The 21,644-nt window shown below is 48.7% G+C and carries 21 protein-coding genes and 1 riboswitch; of the genes, 7 read left to right on the top strand and 14 right to left on the bottom strand.

Annotation, left to right across the window (positions count from 1 at the left end; all coding sequences use genetic code 11):
• Window positions 1-10: 10 nt before the first annotated feature.
• On the top strand, window positions 11-427 hold the full coding sequence (locus tag K7B07_RS18670) for a response regulator (RefSeq protein ID WP_223712047.1): 417 nt from the start codon (window positions 11-13) through the stop codon (window positions 425-427).
• A gap of 3 nt (window positions 428-430) precedes the next feature.
• Here the strand turns inward: K7B07_RS18670 and K7B07_RS18665 are convergent, their stop codons facing one another.
• The 14 genes from K7B07_RS18665 to K7B07_RS18600 all read right to left on the bottom strand — a co-directional run bounded on the left by K7B07_RS18665 (window position 431) and on the right by K7B07_RS18600 (window position 10,847).
• Window positions 431-1,789, bottom strand: a complete 1,359-nt coding sequence (locus K7B07_RS18665) for a sensor histidine kinase (protein ID WP_223712046.1) — start codon at window positions 1,787-1,789, stop codon at window positions 431-433.
• Between the two features lie 330 nt (window positions 1,790-2,119).
• Window positions 2,120-2,353 carry a hypothetical protein gene (locus tag K7B07_RS18660; RefSeq protein ID WP_223712045.1) on the bottom strand — a complete coding sequence of 78 codons (234 nt, stop codon included), beginning with the start codon at window positions 2,351-2,353 and terminating at the stop codon, window positions 2,120-2,122.
• A complete protein-coding gene (locus K7B07_RS18655) occupies window positions 2,319-2,471 on the bottom strand; it encodes a hypothetical protein (RefSeq protein ID WP_223712044.1) in 153 nt (50 codons plus the stop codon). Before K7B07_RS18655 ends, K7B07_RS18660 begins: the two co-directional genes overlap by 35 nt.
• A 46-nt stretch (window positions 2,472-2,517) precedes the next feature.
• A riboswitch (TPP riboswitch) is annotated at window positions 2,518-2,624 on the bottom strand.
• Window positions 2,625-2,864: 240 nt separating this feature from the next.
• Window positions 2,865-3,323 carry a hypothetical protein gene (locus tag K7B07_RS18650; RefSeq protein WP_223712043.1) on the bottom strand — a complete coding sequence of 153 codons (459 nt, stop codon included), beginning with the start codon at window positions 3,321-3,323 and terminating at the stop codon, window positions 2,865-2,867.
• A 209-nt stretch (window positions 3,324-3,532) separates the two neighbouring features.
• Window positions 3,533-3,796 (bottom strand): DUF72 domain-containing protein, encoded by a 264-nt coding sequence (locus tag K7B07_RS18645; protein WP_223712042.1) that lies wholly within the window; start codon window positions 3,794-3,796, stop codon window positions 3,533-3,535.
• A gap of 241 nt (window positions 3,797-4,037) precedes the next feature.
• Window positions 4,038-4,748, bottom strand: coding sequence for a head GIN domain-containing protein (locus tag K7B07_RS18640; RefSeq protein ID WP_223712041.1), 711 nt, complete (start codon window positions 4,746-4,748; stop codon window positions 4,038-4,040).
• Window positions 4,749-4,782: 34 nt separating this feature from the next.
• The gene (locus K7B07_RS18635; RefSeq protein WP_223712040.1) at window positions 4,783-5,793 is read right to left on the bottom strand and encodes a hypothetical protein; all 1,011 of its coding nucleotides are present in this window, start codon (window positions 5,791-5,793) and stop codon (window positions 4,783-4,785) included.
• 52 nt (window positions 5,794-5,845) lie between these two features.
• Window positions 5,846-7,531 carry an STN and carboxypeptidase regulatory-like domain-containing protein gene (locus K7B07_RS18630; RefSeq protein ID WP_223712039.1) on the bottom strand — a complete coding sequence of 562 codons (1,686 nt, stop codon included), beginning with the start codon at window positions 7,529-7,531 and terminating at the stop codon, window positions 5,846-5,848.
• Window positions 7,532-7,537: 6 nt separating this feature from the next.
• Window positions 7,538-8,491 (bottom strand): FecR family protein, encoded by a 954-nt coding sequence (locus K7B07_RS18625; protein WP_223712038.1) that lies wholly within the window; start codon window positions 8,489-8,491, stop codon window positions 7,538-7,540.
• 3 nt (window positions 8,492-8,494) lie between these two features.
• Complete coding sequence (locus K7B07_RS18620; protein ID WP_223712037.1) at window positions 8,495-9,034, bottom strand: RNA polymerase sigma-70 factor; 540 nt, start codon at window positions 9,032-9,034, stop codon at window positions 8,495-8,497.
• 167 nt (window positions 9,035-9,201) lie between these two features.
• Window positions 9,202-9,414: a hypothetical protein gene (locus K7B07_RS18615; RefSeq protein ID WP_223712036.1), complete on the bottom strand. Its 213-nt coding sequence runs from the start codon at window positions 9,412-9,414 to the stop codon at window positions 9,202-9,204.
• 207 nt (window positions 9,415-9,621) lie between these two features.
• Entirely contained in the window at window positions 9,622-10,122 is a 501-nt protein-coding gene (locus K7B07_RS18610; protein WP_223712035.1) for an anthrone oxygenase family protein, read from the bottom strand.
• A gap of 99 nt (window positions 10,123-10,221) precedes the next feature.
• A complete protein-coding gene (locus tag K7B07_RS18605; RefSeq protein WP_223712034.1) occupies window positions 10,222-10,374 on the bottom strand; it encodes a hypothetical protein in 153 nt (50 codons plus the stop codon).
• 17 nt (window positions 10,375-10,391) lie between these two features.
• Window positions 10,392-10,847, bottom strand: a complete 456-nt coding sequence (locus K7B07_RS18600; protein ID WP_223712033.1) for a DNA-binding protein — start codon at window positions 10,845-10,847, stop codon at window positions 10,392-10,394.
• A 263-nt stretch (window positions 10,848-11,110) separates the two neighbouring features.
• Here K7B07_RS18600 and K7B07_RS18595 point away from each other — a divergent pair, with 263 nt between their 5' ends.
• From K7B07_RS18595 to K7B07_RS18570, 6 genes are all read left to right on the top strand, one after another.
• Window positions 11,111-11,563, top strand: a complete 453-nt coding sequence (locus K7B07_RS18595; RefSeq protein ID WP_223712032.1) for a PA2169 family four-helix-bundle protein — start codon at window positions 11,111-11,113, stop codon at window positions 11,561-11,563.
• A 393-nt stretch (window positions 11,564-11,956) separates the two neighbouring features.
• Window positions 11,957-15,214: a SusC/RagA family TonB-linked outer membrane protein gene (locus K7B07_RS18590; RefSeq protein WP_223712031.1), complete on the top strand. Its 3,258-nt coding sequence runs from the start codon at window positions 11,957-11,959 to the stop codon at window positions 15,212-15,214.
• A 25-nt stretch (window positions 15,215-15,239) separates the two neighbouring features.
• Window positions 15,240-17,138: a RagB/SusD family nutrient uptake outer membrane protein gene (locus K7B07_RS18585; RefSeq protein WP_223712030.1), complete on the top strand. Its 1,899-nt coding sequence runs from the start codon at window positions 15,240-15,242 to the stop codon at window positions 17,136-17,138.
• A 30-nt stretch (window positions 17,139-17,168) separates the two neighbouring features.
• The gene (locus K7B07_RS18580) at window positions 17,169-18,365 is read left to right on the top strand and encodes a DUF5000 domain-containing lipoprotein (protein WP_223712029.1); all 1,197 of its coding nucleotides are present in this window, start codon (window positions 17,169-17,171) and stop codon (window positions 18,363-18,365) included.
• Window positions 18,366-18,397: 32 nt separating this feature from the next.
• Entirely contained in the window at window positions 18,398-19,483 is a 1,086-nt protein-coding gene (locus tag K7B07_RS18575) for a DUF4998 domain-containing protein (RefSeq protein WP_223712028.1), read from the top strand.
• A gap of 273 nt (window positions 19,484-19,756) precedes the next feature.
• Window positions 19,757-21,448, top strand: a complete 1,692-nt coding sequence (locus tag K7B07_RS18570; RefSeq protein ID WP_223712027.1) for a glycoside hydrolase family 32 protein — start codon at window positions 19,757-19,759, stop codon at window positions 21,446-21,448.
• Window positions 21,449-21,644 lie beyond the last annotated feature (196 nt).

Below are 21,644 nucleotides of genomic sequence, written 5' to 3'. Positions count from 1 at the left end.
CGATTTTTTAGTGACCCGTAACAATGCTTTACATACACAGGCTCCGTACCTTTCCGACCGGATATCAAAGGCTTTAGTCGTTGATGACGAAGCGGATATCTACTTCCTTATCGGAAATATACTAAAACAACGGGATATTCAGACTGTTTCAGCGGCATCGATATCAGAAGCCTTCGATGTCCTGAAAAAAAACCCTGATATCGATCTTATTTTCCTGGACAACCGGCTTCCGGACGGACTGGGGTATCAATTTATTGGCAGTTTTAAAAAGCTCACGGCGGCCCCTATCATAATGATAACCGCTTATGACACCAGTTACGACCGGAAAATGGCAGTCAGCAATGGTGCCGATGATTTTATAGGAAAACCCTTTACCCGAAAGGAGATCCTTGCGATCATCGATAAAAGACAACATTCCCCACGCTGAACATTACAGGACATTCAATGAAATAACAAACAAACTACCCTTGCCGGGCTCACTGCTCACCTTGATATTGCCCTTATGATTTAATACAATGTTCTGCGAGTTCGTCAGACCAAGCCCGTTTCCTTTCTTCTTCATTGTAAAATAAGGTTCAAACAAATTCTGCAGGGTAGCCTCATCCATCCCGCTTCCATTGTCGCGGACTTCCACAATGCAGCGGTCGCCGTCGCGTTTTGTGGTCAGCTCCAGTATCCCCGCTCCTTCGCGCATGGCCTCAATGGCGTTTACGATAATATTCAGGAATGCCAGCCTGATACGTTCCTTATCCACCATTACATCACATACTTTATCCGAATAATTTTTTACCACTTCGATCTTCCGCAGCACCAGCCGGTCCCGCGCCATTGCCAGGCTTTCATCCAGCAATTGGTTGAGGTCCGCCTGCTGTTTATCCAGCTGCATGAATTTTGTGGCATTCAGCAGATCAGATACCATCTGTCCGATGCGGGTAGAGTTACGTTCTATCATACCCAGCAGGAGCTGGCCATCCGGGTCCTGCCGGATACAGGCAAGGTCCTGTAGCTGTTCTGTGGCCAGCGAAATATTGGTGAGCGGGTTCCTTACCTCATGCGCTACCACGCGCGCCACCCGCCCGATGGTCGCCAGTTTTTCCATTCCTTTTAATTCCTTGAGCGTGGTGTTCTTATCCTGTAATTGTTTTACATTCTCCTCCAGTTCATTCCGGTAAACATCTGCGGTTTTGTCGGCCTTTCTCTTCTGCCGGTACTGGCTGTTAAACGTCAGTACCGCATAAACCACCGCTATAGCCGCCATAAAAAGGGAGAGTATCGTCAGCGTTTCTGTGCTGTTGTAAAACCTGTCGAGCCGGGTCATGCGTTTCCGCATCAGTGGTTCTTCCCTCGCGGTCATATCCTGGATCTGCGTATATATATTGTTCGCCTGTCCGAGAACAGAAGCCCTCCCCTTAATAAGCGCTGTCGCCAGTTGCGCCATCCGCTCTTCGGTCATTGTCTGCAGGACGGATTCACTTTGTGCCTGCTGGCTGTTATATTGTGTCTGCCGGCGCACCTCCTGATGTAATTGATGCAGGTTTGCCCTTGTGGTATGGAAAGTGGCCAATGCCTTTTCGTTTTTATTCAGCAGGTATTCCCGTACGTTGGTTTCGGCCTCGCTTACAGCCATTTTGATCGCTCCCAGCTTGTTGATAAGGATATAGCTGTTTACCACGCGTTCCTTCTCGGTCTGCAGCCGGCGGTTGGTAGATAAAATAAGGATATAAGAAGTTAGCAGCAGCAGGGAAGACAATACATAGCCGATCCGGATTTTATTTAAGGATTTAATCATACCTTTTGGGCTTTTGTTGTCAGGAAATGCTGTCATTTGCTTTCACAGACACAGAAAATAACGGCCCGGGACCCGTAAAACCGGAATAATACTTCGAGCCGGTCAATTACACCTGTGCGCTATCCATTCCTGTGCTTTGACAGCACGCGAAACAAGAACACAAGAATTACGCCAACAAGGATAAAAAGACCTGTGGTAAAGAGCCCGGGCCGCACACTGGCAAAAAATGTTTGTCATTGAAGCGGGAATCAGGGCTACACCCGGGAAAATAAACCTCAAAAAAGTCGTCCCCCTGTTTTTAAATTGCCCATTCTTTTTGCTATCAATCCCTTATTTATTTGTCACCCGCATTCGATCCACATCCAATGCAGCAACTTGCAGGGAAACAGCAAAATGGGCCACCGCCTGTACAAAAGCCTTATGCGTAATTGTCGTCTTAAATTTCCTGACCGGGAAAACGGCGTCCGGCTCCGGTGCTTCGTCTTCCCTGCCATGATCGGCATAAAGGGTAACGCCCCAGCCCTCTTCTTCAAGAAAAAAACGGAGACTTACGGGCAGATACAACTTCCGGATCGTAATTAGCAAAAAGAGCCGTCAGAAATGCAGCAGCGTTGTTTACAAAGTCTATCGCAACAAGGCCTGTAAGCTCATGTGCCGCGGTTTCAAAAGATTGTGTTTTCATTTTACAGGGCCGTTTAAGGGGATTACAAAAAGCCCCCGGCATTGCCGGGGACAAAATTCCTTCTTCCTCCGCTGGCATTATCCAGTTCAGGTACAACGGGTTTTTATTCTCGGCGTATATCTTTCGATATGTAACACTCCCCGGAAGAAAACTTTTATTTATAAAATGAAATTATGATGCCAACGAACAGCACCGGTACTCATCAGCGGTAAAGGCGTTCACCTGTTAATCGTTACAAAACAACATCAAAAACAGCAATTTAAAGAAAGAAGAAATTTAAACCACGGAACAATCCTGATCCGGAAAGCCTTTGCCCGCCGCCGTTCCTGTTCCATCCATCTACATGAAGCGGGCATAATTTCCACACGCTGCCCATTTGACCGGCCTGTTGTTTTATGAAAAAGCCTGCCGTAACCGGGAAGGAATTTTTTCTGATTTACGAAGGTACCACAGCATGAAAAACAATGCTGTAAGCGCGCCCATTGCAACCATAACCTTCCGGCGTATATGTGGCGCTGCAGACGGAAGTTGTTTCCGGGTACGGCCGATATTCTTTACAAAGGCCGAAATTCCCTTATCAGAATACACTCCGTAAGCATCCAGCAGGGTACCCTTTGTACCGTCTTCCGTCTGCAGCAGGTAAAGAATAGAACTATCGCCGGGATCACTCTCCCCTTCAAACCGGTAGAAATTACGGATCATTACTTCCTCCGGCTGATAATAACGTTCGGCATCCTTAAAAAAAAGCCCTCCGCTGCTTACAAAAAAATCTTTGCTGTACCCCGAATGGACTGCTTTGTTCAGACACTCCGAAATCGTATTCATCTTTTCTGATGAGGTTTCTTTTTCCATTGTTTAACGCTTTTTAATACCCGTACAAAAATGCTGCCGCAACTATCTGCGGATCAGCTGCTGTTGAAGGCCGCTGCGGATCAGCGTTTTAACAATTCTGTCAGCTTCAGTGCGTTTTTCACGGCATATCCTTCCTGATCGTTATCAAAATATACATAAACATCCAACCCGTTGTTTCATCCAGCTTCTGCAGCTGTGTGTCCATTTTTTTAACATTGCTGTAGCATAGCATAACTTCCTTCATATCCGCCGCCTGGGCCATGTAAACAAATGTAGATAAAATCTGCTGTAGGAACCAGCGGCGAAAGATGACCGTTGAGGTGGTAAAAGCTGTTGTTGATCTCCACCATTCTGAACCATTGCTGGTAAAAAGCAAGAAATTCCGGTTCCTTAACCGCTTCGGGATAGAAACGATGTTTCCAGTGTTTGTAATGCCCGCCGGAAGTGCCAATATAACTTTGTCCTTTACGCATGTATTTTTAGAGCCAGCCGCAAATATCCGACCAGGACAAAAAGGGTGCGGATCAGCCCCGACAATTCCGGGCAGGGTTGTTACTGTAATGTCTTACGGCAAACAGGAAAAACAAATTGCAACAGATACCTGACGACTGAGTTTATCACAAACTGCAGCAATAGGGATATACAATCGCCGGAAAGCAATGGTTCCTCTGCCCTAAAATATGCGACAGGATATTTCCCGGTGCTTTGCCCAAATCACAACCGCTTTACACTGCCGGATCCGGTTACGGACGCATTCACCTCAGGAGTGCCGGCATACCGTATGTCGCCGCTGCCGGTTATGGTCGCATCCAGTTTACGCCGCACCCATACCCTGGCATCCCCGGACCCTGTTAGCTTAACAATGGCATCCTCCGTTTCCAGCTGTTGTGCATTATAATCTCCGCTGCCGGTAACGGATACCTCCTGGCGTCCGCTGTTGCCACTGTTTATCGTAATATTTCCGTTTCCGCTGATGCGCGCTTTAAGAGAGGAGGTACCGAGTTCTGAAATGGTGATATCCCCGGAGCCGGAAAGATCAAGTGTCAGGGCATCAGCATCGATCGGATCAACAGCCGTAAAATTACCGGATCCTGTAAGTGTTATACCGTCCAGCTCCGGTGCCGTCACATAAACCGTTACACTGCCTCTTTTCAGGCTGATATTGGAAGGCGTTCGTAATATGAGCCGGTCGCCAATCACTTCAGCAATGACATACTGCTGTATATTTTCGGCTGCCAGTACTTCTACTTTAATATCAGGACTTTTCCGGTATTCCACATGGGCGCTGAAAGTGGTTTCGATTTTTCTGAATCGGGATACATTCCGGTTTTCCCGTATGGCCGGACCATCTGGATATACTTTTTTACAACCTGATGTCAGGATCATGACCAGGAGAGAGAAGATCAAAATAAAAAATGGTTTCATGTGCATTGATTATAGAATTAGTTGAACAAAAAATTTACAGACGGACGTTCAGTCCTGCTATTGCTCCGGGCGTAATAACAAAGGAGGAGCCCTGGCGGTGCGATTTCCAGATATAGCTTCCGGAGAACAGTTTTGAATCGCCGTACGCATTGGCATACAGCGCTGGCCCTGCCGTTAGTTCCAGTGCCTTCGTGAGTTTCCATCCCAGCAGGGTCCGCAGTGATTCTGTGTGTTTAAAGTAGGTAAAGTCGGTCCTTCCCAGCATTACCAGTTCCGCGTTCACCCGTACCCTCCGGGCAATGGGTATGTGATAGCCCAATCCGGCTTCGCCCTGGGGTATTGTTCGTTTGTTTTCCCTGGCAAGACCGATCCCGACAATACCATAGGTTTTATTACTGCCGGTACGCAGTACCACGCTCACAGAAGCATCATCATACACCTGAATGCCGAGTTGCTTTTCACCCTGCCTGATGATATTGACGATTCCTATGGGATAAGCTGAACTGTCCGCGATGTTCACCAGTCCTGCCAACTGTATCCCTTTAACCGTGCCTGCCTTGTTTATCAGGCCGGCGATCTGGCTGCCGCCATTCCGTGTTATATTTATCAGTCCTGCCAGCTGCAATTCACTATAACGGTTCGAATTACCGATACCTGCGATCTGTGCAAAACCATTCCCTGAATTATGATTGTACAAGCCTGCCAGCTGCAGCCCCCTGCCGTTACGTGCGATATTTACCAGGCCTGCAACAGCCAGACCTTTATCCGAACCCTGTACTTCATTTACCAGACCACTTATCATAACGCCCCGGTTACTTCCAAAGAGTTTGGTATAAAGTCCTGCAACAGCCAGGCCTTTGTTGTCGCGGTTTACACCCTGTAACGCATGCAGGGCAAAAACCGGACTTGCGTTCCGCGCCTGGGCCCCTTGCGTGCTCAGCGGTGTAACCAGTCCCAGGTGAATGCGTTCCCCGATCCCATCCTGTGCGGTGCTCTTCAGTGCCGCCAGCAACAGCAATGCACATAGTAGTTGTTTCTTTTTCATGTCTTTAATGTATACCTGTAATACACATTAAAGCGGCGTCCCCCCTATACGCTCAGAAAATATTTATGCCTACCGTCCAGCCCAGGTACAATACGTCTTTACTACCCGGATTAATGGCAAGCATATTCCGGTTCAACGCATCCTGAACAGATGCTGCATCCTCCTTACCCGGCATCGGGTACTGCAATCTTGGTCCCGCAAACAACTGCAGCTTCGGGCGCAGCTGGTACAGCAGCAATGGCTGGAAAGAAAGATTGGTATAATTAAGATCGATGCGGTCGGCGGATGTATAGAAAAGGTTAACCAGCTCGGCGGCCATTTTGATTTTCTTTTTTAGCACCCATTCGCTTCCCAGTCCATATCCAAATGAATAATAATGTTCGCCGCCCGGTGCAAAGGTCACTCCACCCTGGACAACATTATACAGGGTATAACTACCCGACCGGTAGGCCACATTCAGCTGATTGTTCTCCTGCCAGGAAACGGACAATGCATGCTTACCGTTCCGGTGATAGTTTACCGGTCCGATGGCCACGCCCCTAAGCGTGTCAGCGAGGTTTACCAGCCCCAGCTGCAATCCCTTTATTTTCGATGCCCGGTTCACCAGCCCGGAAAGCTGAACTCCTTCGGAAACCGTGCCCGCCACATTCACCAATCCGGCGAGTTGCAGACCGGTGCTGCTGTCGCGTACCCTGTTCATCAAACCTGCAATCTGAAGCCCGTTAAAAGCAGATGTACCATTGTACCAGCCGGCGACCTGCACACCGCCTGTATGCTGTTGCGCCGTGTTCACCAGTCCTCCGATCTGCACGCCCTGCATGCTGTCACCCACATAATTATACATACCCCCAACCTGCACGCCGTTCACACCACCCCCGACAATATTGGCCAGTCCTCCGATCTGTACAGAATGGACATGTTTTTGCACGATATTGAACAATCCTCCTATTTCCACGGCATCCACCTGGGCGGCATAGCCTCCCAGCACATTAAACGAAAAATTATTTTCCTGCTGGCCCTTGAGGACATTCTTTGTAGCAATGCCCGGAAGCACCCCCAGCTGGAACTTCCGCTGATAAAAATAATTTTTCAGGTTGATGCTGCTTAATTTTTGCCGGGAGCCGATCAGCCGGCGGGCCAGCCAGTGCCGCTGCACCGTATTCAGGCGGATCTCAGGAGCTTCTGTAATGTGCGGGGTGAGTGCTATATTCAATTCCCGGTCGCTGTTGTTGTCTGCGCTGAAAACAGTATCCTCGTATGAAATACGGCTGGCCGTAATAAGCAGTTGATCGGACCGGGGCACTTTTAAGGAGAAGAAGCCTTCCTGGTCAGACATGGTACCGATCTGAAGTTCCGGCACATAAACGCTTACATAAGCCACTGGTGTCTGATCACTGTTGTCAACAAAACGGCCACGCACTTCAACAGCTGCCTGTTCTTTTTTCCGGATGATCACCTTATTGTTCTGAACAATGTATTGATACTCGTTGTCCAGGATCTGGTTCAGGATCTCTTTTACCGGTTTGTCTGCTGCGGTAAAAGAGATCTTTTTCTGATTCCGGATGAACTGGTTATCATAGGAGAAATAGAATCCGGCCCGGGCCTCGATCTGCCTCAGGGCATCGTACATCGTTATATTCCGGAAATCGACAGAGATCACCTTTTGAAGGCCATCGGTTTGCGCGCATACGCCGGTAGCAAAAAAGAATACAAGAAAAATAAAAAAAAAGGGCTTCAAAAAAAATTATTTGGTGATGATATAATGGTTTCCGTTCCTGCTCCAGGAGGCATTGATGGTCAGCGCTATATTCTGTACCACCTGTTCCGGGGTCTCATAGGAAAGGTAGGTACTGGTGATCCTTTTCCCTGCAATGCCCGCACCCAGCTGCAGGTCGATGTAATACACTTCCTTCAGGATCCTGGCGAGGCTGTCGATACGCATGTCCTTACATTGTATCGTTTGTGATTTCAATACTGCATCAATATCCGCTTCCATATCTTCAAGCAGCAACCGCCGGCTGTGCAGATCCCTTATGATCTTCTGATGCGCGGTTGCCGTAACCGTTTGCCCGCCATAACGGGCCTCTACCCTGCCGGTGTGAACAAATACCGTATACCTGTCCGCCCGTTGCTGAATGGTGAACGAGGTCCCCAGTACCTGCACTTCCATATCATCATTATGGATAATAAATGGCTTCTCCGGGTTTCGGGCTATGTCAAAATAGGCGTCCCCTTTTAAGGTTACCGTCCTGGAATCCTTATTGAAGTCTTTTTCCACCTGTAAACCACCCTGCGGATAAAGCGCCACCCGGCTGCCGTCTTTCAAAGTAATTGTTTCCAGGTTATCCTTCGCTATGTACGCTGCCGGTTCCGGGCGGCTGATGCGCAACAGCAGCAGACCCAATATGAGCACCAGGGCCGCTGCCGCACTTATCTGTGCCCAGTGCAGCCGCAGCAACCGGGGTTTAGAGGCCCGTCCGGTCATTTGCGCCCCGGCGATCTGCTGCTGAAGCCGTTCCCAGGCCTGTTCTTTATTGTAATAAAGGTACTGCCGGTCCGTTTTTGCGGCCTGCCACACGCGGATCACTTCTTCATACATCTTCTCATTTCGGATATCTGCGCGAAGCCATTGTTCCACTGCCTTGATCCGGGAAGCATCCAGCCGCTGCTCATAATAGGCGATCAATTGATGTTCCATGTTCTATAAATTAAAGAGTGGATAAATAATCAGCAGGATCAGGCTCACCAGGTATCCTGCCAGCCCGCTCCGCAAAAACTTCAATGCCTTTGTCATCTGGTTCTCCACGGTCTTTACGGAGATCTCCAGTTTTTCCGCCACTTCTTTGTAACTGAGCCCCAGTTGCCGGCACATATAAAAGACCATGGCGCATTTTTCAGGAAGCCGGCTCACCAGCTCCTGTATCTTATTCTGCAACTCTTTTTCTTCTGCCCGGAAGTGGTGCGTCGTTCCCTCACCTGCGGCCAGAACGGATTGTGCATGGGCCACCCGTACATTCTTATGTTTTAAATGATTAAAGCATTCATTGCGCACCGCTGTGTACAGATAGGCCCTCACAGACCCCATCCGAACAGTATCCCGTGTCTGCCATAACCGGATAAAAATATTCTGCACAATGTCCTCCACATATACCTCCGACCGCAGGATCGAACAGGCATAGCCATACAATTCCTCATAATGAAGATCAAAAACACGTTTGTATTGCGCACTGTCAAAGGCCATCCGGGCGTAAATATAGTATTGCTTTTAACAATACAACTCAAAAAAGCGTTACCCCTACGCCTCCGTAAAAAAAATCCGGAATAATGTATACCGGCTTAACCGGCAGTCATGAAAACAGCAGCGCCTCCGGCGGATCGCCTTACAGAAAGGCCGGTACCGCGGTACGATCAGGCAGAAAGCAGATCTGCTTTATCTCCGAGGCATTCGAAGCCGCAGACAGACTTGTCTTTTACAGCTACTTTTACCCGGACATAAAAATCATCCAGTTTGTATAAAGAATACGTATATGCTTCTTCCTTTGTTTCTGCAACAAGCTCCGCCCTCCAGAGCGCATTCAGCTGCTCCAGCTCGTCACAGGATAAAAATTCATTCAGGGTCATAAGTACAGATTTGAGTTAGTTTACAAAAAGCAGTATTGCCCAACGCCTCCTAACCATCGCCTGCAAACTTACATTTCCCTGAAGAACCAACGAATATAATTTATCATAATACAACATATATTGCTGTTCTTTATGCCCGAACAGGCTTAAAAACAACAATAACAGGGCATGGGGATACACTGGATCGATCCATTTACGATCCCCCGCTCATTGGCCGGAAGGCGGGAATACAAGCCTGTCCCGGCCGGAAAGCCAGGCAATCACACCGGTGGTTAAAAGCAGAAAGCTCAAAATACCCGTGCAGGTCCGGTAAAAGTGGAACCGGGCCCATTTTGCCCGCAACACCGTCCAGTCATCTGGAACGGTGGTGTTTGTCCATGTTTTTATCCGGTTATCGATCGGCACTTCCACCATCACAGTGATCAGTAACGTGCACACCATAAAAATGAGTGCCCCGGTAAACAGTAGAAGGGGGCCGCGGGTTTTCAGGGTTGCGAGGCACAGCAAGAGCAGCATAAGCAACGCAAGCGGCATCAGTACACGCATCGGTATGCCAACATTGGCAATGATGGCCTTACCTATATTTATGAAATTATCTGCGGGAAAACTGTCAATACTGCGCGTTAAAGTAAACCAGGTTCCCCAGAAGACGCCGGTCACCAGCATTACCAGGAGGAGACTGATACCGCACAGGAGCTTCTTTTTCATGAATTATCTTTTAGGGTCCTTCATTGCAAAGTGGGGATTTTTTTCCGCACTCCGGTTTGATATAATACTGCCGGCATGCGGAAGCCGTCCGCCGGCCGGTTAGTGGTGCTGCTTGAAATACTGGATCTCCCGTTCGTGGTTTTTGGCCGCCGCCAGTGTATCAAAAGTACCCAGGTTCCGTCGCCGGTTTGTTTTTTTATCCGGCATCCGGGAGTACAGGCGGTATTTTCCGGATTTTAATTTGCGTATCATCTTCTTTATTTTTCAGATCATGTATTCATTGCTGTTCTTTTCCGCGTGCGCGCCGCCTTTTTTGCAGCCCGCGAACGGTCCGCAGCCGTCCGCTTCCGTGCGGCAGCCTTTGCCTGCCGGGACAACGCTTCATGTGAGGCTGCGGTCTCCGGCTCTTTTTTCAGCGCTTTTTCACGCGCTGCTGATCGGGTGGCAGAAACCGGCTCATGTGCCTGTCCTTTTTTATAGGACCCTTCGGCGCTCTTTCTTGTTTTTTCAGCAACTGTGCCTTTTTCCGGTGGCTTCAGGTCTACTCCTGCCCGCCGGGCCTTCGACAAACCGATGGCGATGGCCTGCCTGGCAGATCGGGCACCATGCCTTCCCTTACGGATGCTTTTGATCTCTTCCTCTACAAACGCACCAGCCTGGGTGGATGGCGATTTCCCCTGTTTTTTTGCCATCCCTGCTTTTGTAATTGTACTCTTTAACGGCATAAAAAATCATTTTGTTGATATCATTAAGCGCCGCAATAAACAAGCCGGAATTACCGATAGGCCGGGGCGATCCTCATTGCATGGATCAAAAGTCAACACCGGACAGTCGCGATTGGCCTGATCTTGGCTGTTTGTAAGCGGAAGGCCCGCTGCAGACGTTTCAAAAGATCTGCGGGAAAAGGATCAGTACCGGGTTGTTGTATCATCCGGTTTTTTAACAAAGAGATCCTGCCATTTGACATTACTTCGTAAATGCAATTTTTATGACTACCACTATCGATGGTGAAGTATTGAATGACCTGCTTCACATCAACAAAGATCGCATCGCCGGCTATGAACGGGCGATCGCTGAGTTAAAAGAGGGTACTGAAGATGCTGACTTAATACGCCTGTTTCAAAACTATATTGACAACAGCAACATTTTTGTTGCCGAACTGGCAGATGCCCTCAAAAAAATGGAAGCGCCCGTCACCGAAAGGACCACTGGAATGGGCAAGATCTATGTTGCGTGGATGGAGATCAAAGCGTTCTTTACCGGCAACGACCGACAGACCATCCTGAACAGTTGTGAAGCGGTTGAAGATGCTGTGAAAAAAGCATATGAGAGTGCATTGAACCAGCCGGGATTATTCCCCGACAATTTTTCATTAATCAAAGATCAGAACAGTAAATTACTAACTGCTCATCATCAGATAAAAAGGCTGCGGGATGCTTAGAAAGGACATTCCTGTGACAAACGATGTTGGCCGTTCTGATAATACTCCATAAAACGCGGTCCTGCAGGCCTTTTCAGTCATTCGCAAAACAAAAAACCTGGCTTCCGTGCAATTGTCTGATACAGCAGCACCGGCTTCTTTCTTTTACATACAACCGCCGCTGCACCTAACCCTTAACCGCCATTTTTTGCGCTTCAACATCCGTTAAAAATAAAAAAATGCGATAACGTTTTCGACTGTTGCAGTCTGCGTTTGCGTGCCCTGCCAGGCATTGCAAAAGAATAATGCCCCTTTATTTTTAATTCAGTTATCTATATTTGATCCCGATAACGATTGCATTAAGCCAGCATCTATCTGTTTTAGTGCTCACATATTTTTCTGAAAACTAAATGTATGGAGAAAGTACATTGTTCTGCCGTATACCGGAGTTATATCCCTATGCGTAAGCGGATCACCCCATTCCTCTTAACTGCGGTACTCATTGCCGGTAAACCTGCCACAGTCGCAGCAATTACCAAAGTAAGCGCCCCCATCACAGCATCGAGACCAGCGCTTCACTCCGGCCACCGGATGACAGCCCTGCCGGTAACCGGGAAGATCGTTGATGCCGAAGGTAAACCCCTGGCAAATGTAAATGTGACGGAAAAAGGCACCAACAACGGTACCATTACCAATGCTGAAGGAAATTTTTCACTGAACGTGAAGGATGAAACAGCAGTACTGGTGGTATCAAGTGTCGGATACATCACACAGGAGCTTCCGGTAAAAGACGGAAATTTTTCCAATATCATGTTGCAGGTAAGCGACAGCTCTATGGATGATGTAGTGGTAGTGGCCTTCGGCAAGCAGAAGAAACGAGAAGTGGTAGGTTCCGTAACTACTATCAACCCTTCTGAATTGAAGATCCCTTCCAGTAACCTGACTACCGCACTCGCAGGCCGTGTAGCAGGCATCATTGCCTATCAGCGCAGCGGTGAACCGGGACAGGACAATGCCGATTTCTTCATCCGCGGTGTTACCACTTTCGGATACAAAAGAGATCCTTTGATACTGATCGACGGACTGGAAGTATCAACAACCGATCTGGCCCGCCTACAGCCGGACGATATCGCCAGCTTTAGTGTAATGAAAGATGCTACTGCTACCTCCCTGTACGGAAGCCGGGCTGCGAACGGAGTGATCCTGATCAGCACAAAGGAAGGAAAGGAAGGAAAGGCCTCGGTCACCATCCGGGTTGAAAACTCTTTTTCCCAGCCCACCAAAAATGTAGAACTGGCAGATCCGATCACGTATATGCAGTTGCATAATGAGGCCGTACTTACGCGGGACCCGCTAGGCAAAGTACCTTACTCGCAACAGAAGATTGACAATACCATCGCAGGCACCAATCCGCTAATGTTCCCTACTACGGACTGGAGATCTGCACTCTTCAAAGACTATGCGATGAACCAGCGGGCCAATCTGAATGTAAATGGGGGCGGAAAAATTGCGCGGTATTTTGTGGCAGGCTCTGTCAATCGCGATAACGGTGTGTTGCGCGTGGATCCTAAAAATAACTTTAATAACAACATCAAATTAACCAGTTATTATCTGCGTTCCAACGTCAATGTAAACCTTACTAAAAGCACCGAGCTCATTGTCCGTATGTCGGGCAACTTTGATGATTACACGGGACCGCTCACAGAAGGTACCGGGTTATACCGACAGGTGATGCGTACGAATCCTGTTTATTTTCCGGCCTACTATCCCGCAGACGCAGATCACCTTCATACCAAGCACATTCTTTTTGGTAACTATGACGATGGAAGCGGCAGTTATTTGTTAAACCCATACGCGGAGATGGTACGGGGATACAAGAACTACTCCCGTTCTATGATGTCCGCCCAAATGGAACTCAAGCAGCAACTCTCTTTTATTACGCCCGGGCTCCAGGCGCGCTTACTGATGAACGTAACAAGAAATACTTTTTTTGAAGTACGCAGGGCCTATAAGCCTTTCTGGTACCAGGCAAACTCCTATGATAATACAACCAATGAGTACAAACTGACCTTGCTGAATGAGGACGATGGTACCGAATATCTTGACTACAATCCAAGCGACCGCACTGTTAATTCAAAGTTTTACATGGAAGGAGCGATGAGTTATAACCGCACTTTTTCCAATGTACACAACCTGAGTGGTATGATGGTATTTATGCTGCGTAATGAATTGACCGGGCAGATCTCATCCCTCCAGGCCTCCCTGCCGTTCAGGAACATTGGTCTTGCCGGGCGCGCCACCTATGGTTATGATAACCGGTATTTCGCCGAACTGAATTTTGGATACAATGCATCGGAACGCTTCCACATCAATAACCGCTGGGGATTCTTCCCTTCTGCAGGGGTAGCATGGTCCGTATCGAATGAAGCGTTCTGGGCGCCTTTGAAAGAAGCCATCTCCAATCTGAAACTGAGGGGTACTTATGGTCTTACCGGGAACGATGCCATCGGCGCCCCGCAGGACCGTTTTCTTTACCTGTCGGAAGTAAATATGACGGATGCCGGCCATGGTGCTGTTTTCGGTACCAATAACGGTTACCGCAGAGACGGTATATCATTGGTGCGGTATGCCGATCCCAACATCACCTGGGAGACCGCCACCAAAACAAATTTAGGTCTGGAAATGACCTTATTCAGAAAATGGAATTTACAGGTTGACGTATTTAAAGAACACCGTACGGGCATATTAATGACACGCACGGCAACTCCCGCCACAATGGGGCTTACAGCGCAACCCAAAGCCAATATAGGCCAGGCTACCGGAAGAGGGATCGATGGATCGCTGGACTATAACCAGTCTTTTAGTAACAGCCTTTGGATACAGGGAAGGGTAAACTTTACCTATGCTACCAGCAAGTTTCTCCGTTACGAAGAACCATTCTATGACGAAGCCCCCTGGAAACGGCATGTAGGCTATCCGATCAGCCAGCAATGGGGTTACATTGCAGAGCGGTTGTTCGTAGATGATTATGAAGCCGCCAAGTCGCCCCGCCAGTTTGGCGAATACGGCGGCGGAGACATCAAGTATTATGATGTCAACAAAGACGGAGTCATTACCAGCCTGGACCAGGTACCCATCGGTTACCCCACTACTCCGGAGATCACTTATGGATTTGGAGCTTCAGCCGGTTATAAAGGCTTCGACTTTTCTCTCTTTTTCCAGGGACTGGGACGGGAATCATTCTGGATCGATTACAATGCCACGGCGCCTTTCATGCAATACACTTATGACGGAGAAACGCTGCTGGGACAACCGACCAATCAGTTACTGAAAGCCTATGCAGACAGTTACTGGTCGGAAAGCAATCAGAACCTGTATGCCACCTGGCCGCGGTTAACCACTACTGCCACCGGAACCGATAACAACAATGAGCGGAACACCTGGTTCATGCGTAATGGTGCTTTCCTGAGGTTAAAACAGGTAGAGCTGGGATATACGCTGAGCGCGCCGCTTGCGAGAAAAATGCATTTAAAGAATCTTCGCTGTTACCTTACCGGAACCAACCTGTTTTCTTTCAGTTCCTTTAAGATGTGGGATGTGGAAATGGCAGGAAACGGGCTGGGATATCCCATCCAGCGGGTGCTGAACATCGGGTTGCAGGCTTCTTTTTAAAAAATGAATTCTAAATATTAAAACAATGAAACTGTTCTACCGGGCTGTTATTCTGGCCCTGATCATTTCATCCGCAGGTTGCAAAAAATTCCTGGATATCGTACCGGATAATGTGGCCACTATCGATTATGCGTTTCAGTTGCGCACCACTGCGGAACGTTATCTGTTTACCTGTTACTCCTATCTTCCCGCATTGGGTGCGTTTGAGTCTAATCCTGCAAATGGCGCGGGCGATGAATTCTGGCTGGTGCCTACCAGTGGTTCCAACGCCTGGAAGATTGCCCGGGGCGGACAAAACAAGACCAATTCTTACATGAATTTCTGGCAGGGCAACAATGGAGGAAAAGATCTTTTTGAAGGCATCCGGGTCTGTAATATTTTCCTGGACAATGTTGGCAACGTCCCCGATCTGCGTCCGGGAGAGCTGGAACGCTGGACCGCTGAAGCGAAATTCCTGAAAGCGTATTTTCATTATTATCTTTTTCGCATGTACGGTCCTATTGCTTTGATAAAGGAGAATGTGCCTGTTGATGCGCCTGCATCTGAAGTCTACCCCGCAAGGGCTCCCGTGGATTCCTGTATCAACTATATGGTTCAGCTGCTGGATGAATCCATCCCCGATCTTCCGCAGCGCATCGATAACGAAGTAGCTGAGCTGGGTCGTATCACCAAAGCGATCGGTTTAAGTGTAAAAGCGGAAGTACTGGTTACCGCTGCCAGTCCTTTATTCAACGGCAATTCTGATTACAACGGATTTAAGGATCCGGAGGGAACAGTGCTGTTCAACAGTACTGCAGACAACGGAAAATGGCAGCGCGCTTTGACCGCCTGCCAGGAAGCTGTTGACTATTGCGAATCACTGGGGCATAAACTTTATACGTTTGCCCCCGATTTCTTTCAGTATAAAATTTCTGATGAAACGCGGATCGGCATGAATATCCGCAACGCCGTCGCCGAAAAATGGAATGCCGAGATCATCTGGGGAAACACCAACAGTATGGCCGGATCCATCCAGGCACAGGCTACCCCCCGGGGTCTTGATCCCTCCAAAAGCGCCAACTCCGGAACCCAGGGCAATATTGCGCCACCACTGAAAATAGCGGAAATGTTCTATACTAAAAACGGGATACCCATCGATGAGGACGCCAGCTATGATTATGCTTCACGGTTTAAATTACGTTTGGGCACATCCGCGACACGTTACTATATACAGGAAGGTTATGTCACGGCCCAATTGAATTTCGACCGCGAGCCGCGTTTTTATGCTTCACTCGGATTTGATGGCGGCGTATGGTATGGTCAGGGATTCTTCGATGATGCGAAGGACATGCTTTTTGTTTCCTCGAAGAAAGGACAACCTGCGGCTGCACAAAACCAAGCCTCTTATTCGGTCACCGGATACTGGCCTAAAAAACTCGTAAATTTCAATAATGTGATCGGAACCGGGAATACCTACACCGTCGAATCCTACCCCTGGCCGATGATCCGCCTGGCCAGTCTTTATCTGTACCTGGCCGAAGCCCTGAACGAGGTCAACGGTCCCACAGACCAGGTATACCATTATCTGAACCTGGTGCGTGAGCGCGCCGGTGTACCTGATGTGCAGGATGCCTGGGCCAACTATGCAAAAAATCCAACCAAATACACGCAGAAGGACGGGCTTCGGGAAATTATCCAGCGCGAACGCCTGATCGAAATGGCTTTTGAAGGGCAACGTTTTTGGGATCTGCGGCGCTGGAAGCTGGCTACCCAATACCTGAACCAACCGGTTACCGGCTGGGATCTGGAGCAGGAAGATGCAACTGCTTACTACCGGGAGAAAGTGATTTTTAATCAGACATTCACCACCCGTGATTATCTGTGGCCGCTGCCTGAAGGGGAACTGTTAAGCAATAAACGCATCAACCAAAACCCCGGATGGTAATTCAAGAATACTATTTTAATACAAATAACCATGCAGCAACGAATACATTTACTTTTCTTAATAGTGGCATTCACCATCCTGGGCTGTGAGCGGGATGCGTTGAAGGACCCATTGGATGCAGGCGATGGCGCACCTGCAAGAGTAACCAATGTTAAAGTGGAGAATGTTCCGGGAGGAGCCGTGATCTCTTATGATGTTCCGGACGACAGCCGGTTATTGTACGTAAAAGCGGTGTACGATATCCGCGAAGGCGTTACCCAGGAAATCAAGTCTTCCTACTACAACAAAACACTGAAAGTGGAAGGGTTCCCTGACACAAAAGAGTATGCGGTAAAGCTGTATTCGGTAAGTCGCGGAGAGCAGGTTTCCGAACCCGTGGAGACGGTGATCCATCCTTTGGAACCGCCGATTAAAAACACGTTCCGTTCTCTAAAAATGGAAGAAACATTTGGCGGCGTTCGGTTGACATTTGATAACCCCGTATCCGCCAATCTGGTAATGACGGTCATTGCCGAAGATTCGGTAGGGCAAATGAAAGAGGCCCTCACCTATTATACAAAAAGCATCGGAGGGTCTTTTGCTGTACGCGGGTTTGATCCTGTAAAACGGCGTTTTGGAGTATACATCCGCGACCGGTGGAACAACCGGTCGGATACTTTATTCGGGGAATACACTCCCTGGCTGGAGAAGCTGCTCGATCGTACAAAAATAAAAGCACTGAACCTTATAACCGATCAGAATGCACAACACTGCTGCGGTGTGGGGTTGAGTGATCTGTGGGACGGCGTATTCAATGGCGGAAATGTTTTCCATACCAAACCGGGAACCGGCCTGCCCCAGTGGTTCAGTTTTGACCTGGGTGTTAAGGCCAAGATCAGCCGTTTTAAATTCTATCACAGGAGAAGCACCGGCCAGGGTGCCTCCGATGGTGCTTACAACGGTGGTGATCCAAAAGTGTTTGAACTGTGGGGTTCTGACCAACCGGTAAATGACGGTACCTGGGATTCCTGGTTTAAGATCGGGGACTTTACCTCGCTTAAGCCTTCCGGTTTGCCGCTTGGAACGGTTACCGAAGAAGATTTCAACTATGCGGTCGTAAACGGGGAAGAATTCGATTTTCCGCCGGATGCACCGCCGGTGCGTTATCTCCGCTGGAAAACCAACAGAGTGTGGGGTGCACTGGATCATATATATATGGCGGAGCTTACTTTTTGGGGTGATTATTAACCCGCTTTTAATCCATGTAAAAATTGAAGTAAATGAAACTTTTAAGAATTGGAATAGCAGTATGCAGTGTGTTATTGCTTTGCACCTGCGATAAGATGGATGCCACCTACAAAGACTTTATTAAAGACGGATCAATCGTATATACCGGCAGTCCCGATTCCATTGAAGTGCTCCCCGGAAGAAATCGGATCAGTCTCCGTATTCATCAATCCGACCTGAGCGCTAACCGCGCGGTCGTATATTGGGATAACATGACCGACTCAGCGGCATTTCAGACCGGCAAACCGGTGGAAGAGCTCTATTTCCCGTCCATGACCGAAGGCATTTATTCTTTTGACCTGTATCTGTACGACAAAGCAGGTAATAAATCCGTGAAGTCATCAGTGGTGGGCCGCGTTTACGGAGCAGCCTATGAAAAGGGACTGCTTCCTACTGCCATAACCAGTGCAGTATACCTGAACGAAGAAGTTACACTTGCATGGGGAAGCCGGGAAGAGACCGTATTGGGCAACGAACTGGAATATACCGACAGTGCCGGTACCGGGCATCAGCTGTACATCGATAACACAACAGACACAACGGTATTGAGTGATTTCGGGGGGAACAAAACCTTCCGCTACCGGACCCTGTACAAACCCGATTCGCTGTCGCTGGACACCTTTAAAACCGATTATACTCCGCTGCTGGCACAAGGACCACCGGTTGAATATCCTAAAAACGGATGGGTACCCACCATGGAAGACTATGATGTACCAACAAACCGGTCTCCCGCTAACGCCATCGACAACAGTACATCAACCATCTGGCATATGAGTAAAGCCACCGGCTATCCGCATCAAATCACAGTTGACATGGGCGCGGTACAAGAAGTACATGGTTTCACCTATAATCAGCGTACTCCGCTGGATGGAGCGGTAAAACTGGTGGAAATATTCGTAAGCGATGACGGAGCGGTATGGCGGTCGCTGGGACCTTATACCTTCGCCAACAACGCCGCAAAGCAATACCTCGATCTGATCGCACCTGCAACATTCCGTCATTTCCGTATTGTAATAAAATCTGATTATAAAAGCGGCACAGCTACTGCATTGGCGGAGCTTGGAGTATATAAAAGATAAGCTCCGGCAGGAAAGACCGTCCATCAAGGAAAGCTGTAGTAAGAACTACAGCTTTCCTTTTTTTTATACTTGCAGGTATTTTCCCGGGGCCGGTCATCCATCTTCAAAAAGAATATGATATTTTTACAGGAACAACGATCCCGGAGGTGACACTATTCAAAAGCCTTCATTCAGCACCTGCGGTGCCCGGCCGGAATGGCGGCATCGCAGACATAACACAATTCAGTCACTTACAGGGAAGCGCGATGACATATTTAAAAACAACGGTATCATATGATAAAAAGATGGCTCCAACCCTGCTTGTTTCTTTTAGTATTCCTGTCAGCCAATGGCCAGGAGCAGCCGCAAACCAAAAATATCAGCACCTATTTTACCGCCGATAAAAAATACCTGGTGCTGCCGGTAAAAAATGATGCCCCCAAACGGAACCTGGAGCTCTGGATAGACGGCGTTAACACGCGGTTCTGGGATATGGAATTGGCTGAAGGGCTGCCGGACTGGTATGCATATATGCGCATTGACCAATGGAAAGGCAAAGCCATCGAACTGCGGGTGGATAAAGTAGCCGCCTCTTCAACTATATTTAACCCCGTACTGCAAAGTGATAAAGACAGCAATACAAATGAATACCGGGAAAAGCTGCGGCCCCAGTTTCATTTTTCGCCCAAACGCGGCTGGACCAATGATCCCAACGGAATGGTTTACTTCAACGGGGAGTACCACCTCTTTTTTCAGCACAACCCCTACGGACGCAACTGGGGCAATATGACCTGGGGACACGCCGTAAGCAAAGACCTGATCCACTGGAACGAACTGGACGATGCCATTCATCCCGACCAGGGCGGGCCGGTGTTCAGTGGCGGCGCCGTAGTGGATAAAAACAATACCAGCGGATTGGGGGAAAACGGGAAGCCCGCAATGGTTCTCTTTCATACAGGTGCCCGGGGCTGGGGACAATACATGAGCTGGAGCACCGATGGGCGCAGGTTCCGGAATTATGGCAAGGCTGTGGTACCGCGCATTAACAAGGACAACCGCGATCCCAAAGTGATCTGGTATGAGCCGACAAAGAAATGGATCATGGTTGTGTGGGTGGAACGTGGCAACAACGAACAACACAGCATGCAGTTCCTCACTTCACCGGATCTGAAGAACTGGACGCCCGCCAGCATCACCTATGGCGGTGCGGGCAATGACCGGTATCTTTTTGAATGCCCCGAGTTCTATGAATTGCCGGTACAGGGCATGAACGGTGTAAAAAAATGGGTGCTTACGGGCGCCAATACCCAATATGCCATCGGCAGTTTTGACGGCACCCGTTTCACTGAAGAAGAAAAAAGGCTGCAAAACCAATACGGGCGCGACTTCTATGCACCGCAAACCTTTAGCGATGAACCTTCCGGCCGCCGGATCGAGATCGGCTGGTGGCGTACGAATACTGTAAAAGATCAGATGCCGTTCAACCAGTCGATGAGCCTGCCCATGGAGCACCGGCTGGTAAAAACACCGGACGGGATCCGGCTGACCCGGATGCCGGTAAAGGAACTGGAACAATTGAGAATAAAAGCATACAAGCAGGGCAACAGTACCCTGAAAGAAATGGGCCCCGATCCCTTAAAAGACATTGCTGTTGAACTGGCGGAGATCCGGATGGAACTGGCACCCGGCAAGGCAAAAGAGATCCGCCTGAATGTCCGCGGCGTACCTCTGATCTATGATGTGACCCGGCAGGAGCTAGTAGCCGACGGTGTAAAAGCCCCGGCAGCACTGCAAAACGGAAAACTCAGCCTGCTGGTTTATGCCGACCGGACAGGACTGGAAGTATTTGTTAATAACGGACTCGTATTTATGCCGGTCAACATAAACATCGACGGCAGTAACCGTTCGCTTTCATTATCCGCAAAAGGAGGATCCGCTAAGGTTTCGGGGCTGGAAGTATATGAACTGAAAAGCATCTGGGAGTAAGGTTTTCGGCCTTCAGCTGTCAGCGGCTCATCATGTAAAATAGTACGGCCAGCCAATGGGCAAACTTTCCCGTTTTTTATCCTGTATTGCCGGTTCAGATTCCCGATCGGTAAGAATAATTTTATTGATCTTTTTTGCCTTTTTTATAAATTCGGGGCATAAACCAAAGCCGGGGCACCGAAAGCAGGTACCGAGA

Origin of the sequence: Niabella beijingensis (assembly GCF_020034665.1) — a bacterium.
In the GTDB taxonomy this organism is placed as follows: domain Bacteria; phylum Bacteroidota; class Bacteroidia; order Chitinophagales; family Chitinophagaceae; genus Niabella; species Niabella beijingensis.
The sequence above is the reverse complement of the archived record's forward strand: the minus strand, read 5'-3'. Positions and strand labels throughout refer to the sequence as shown.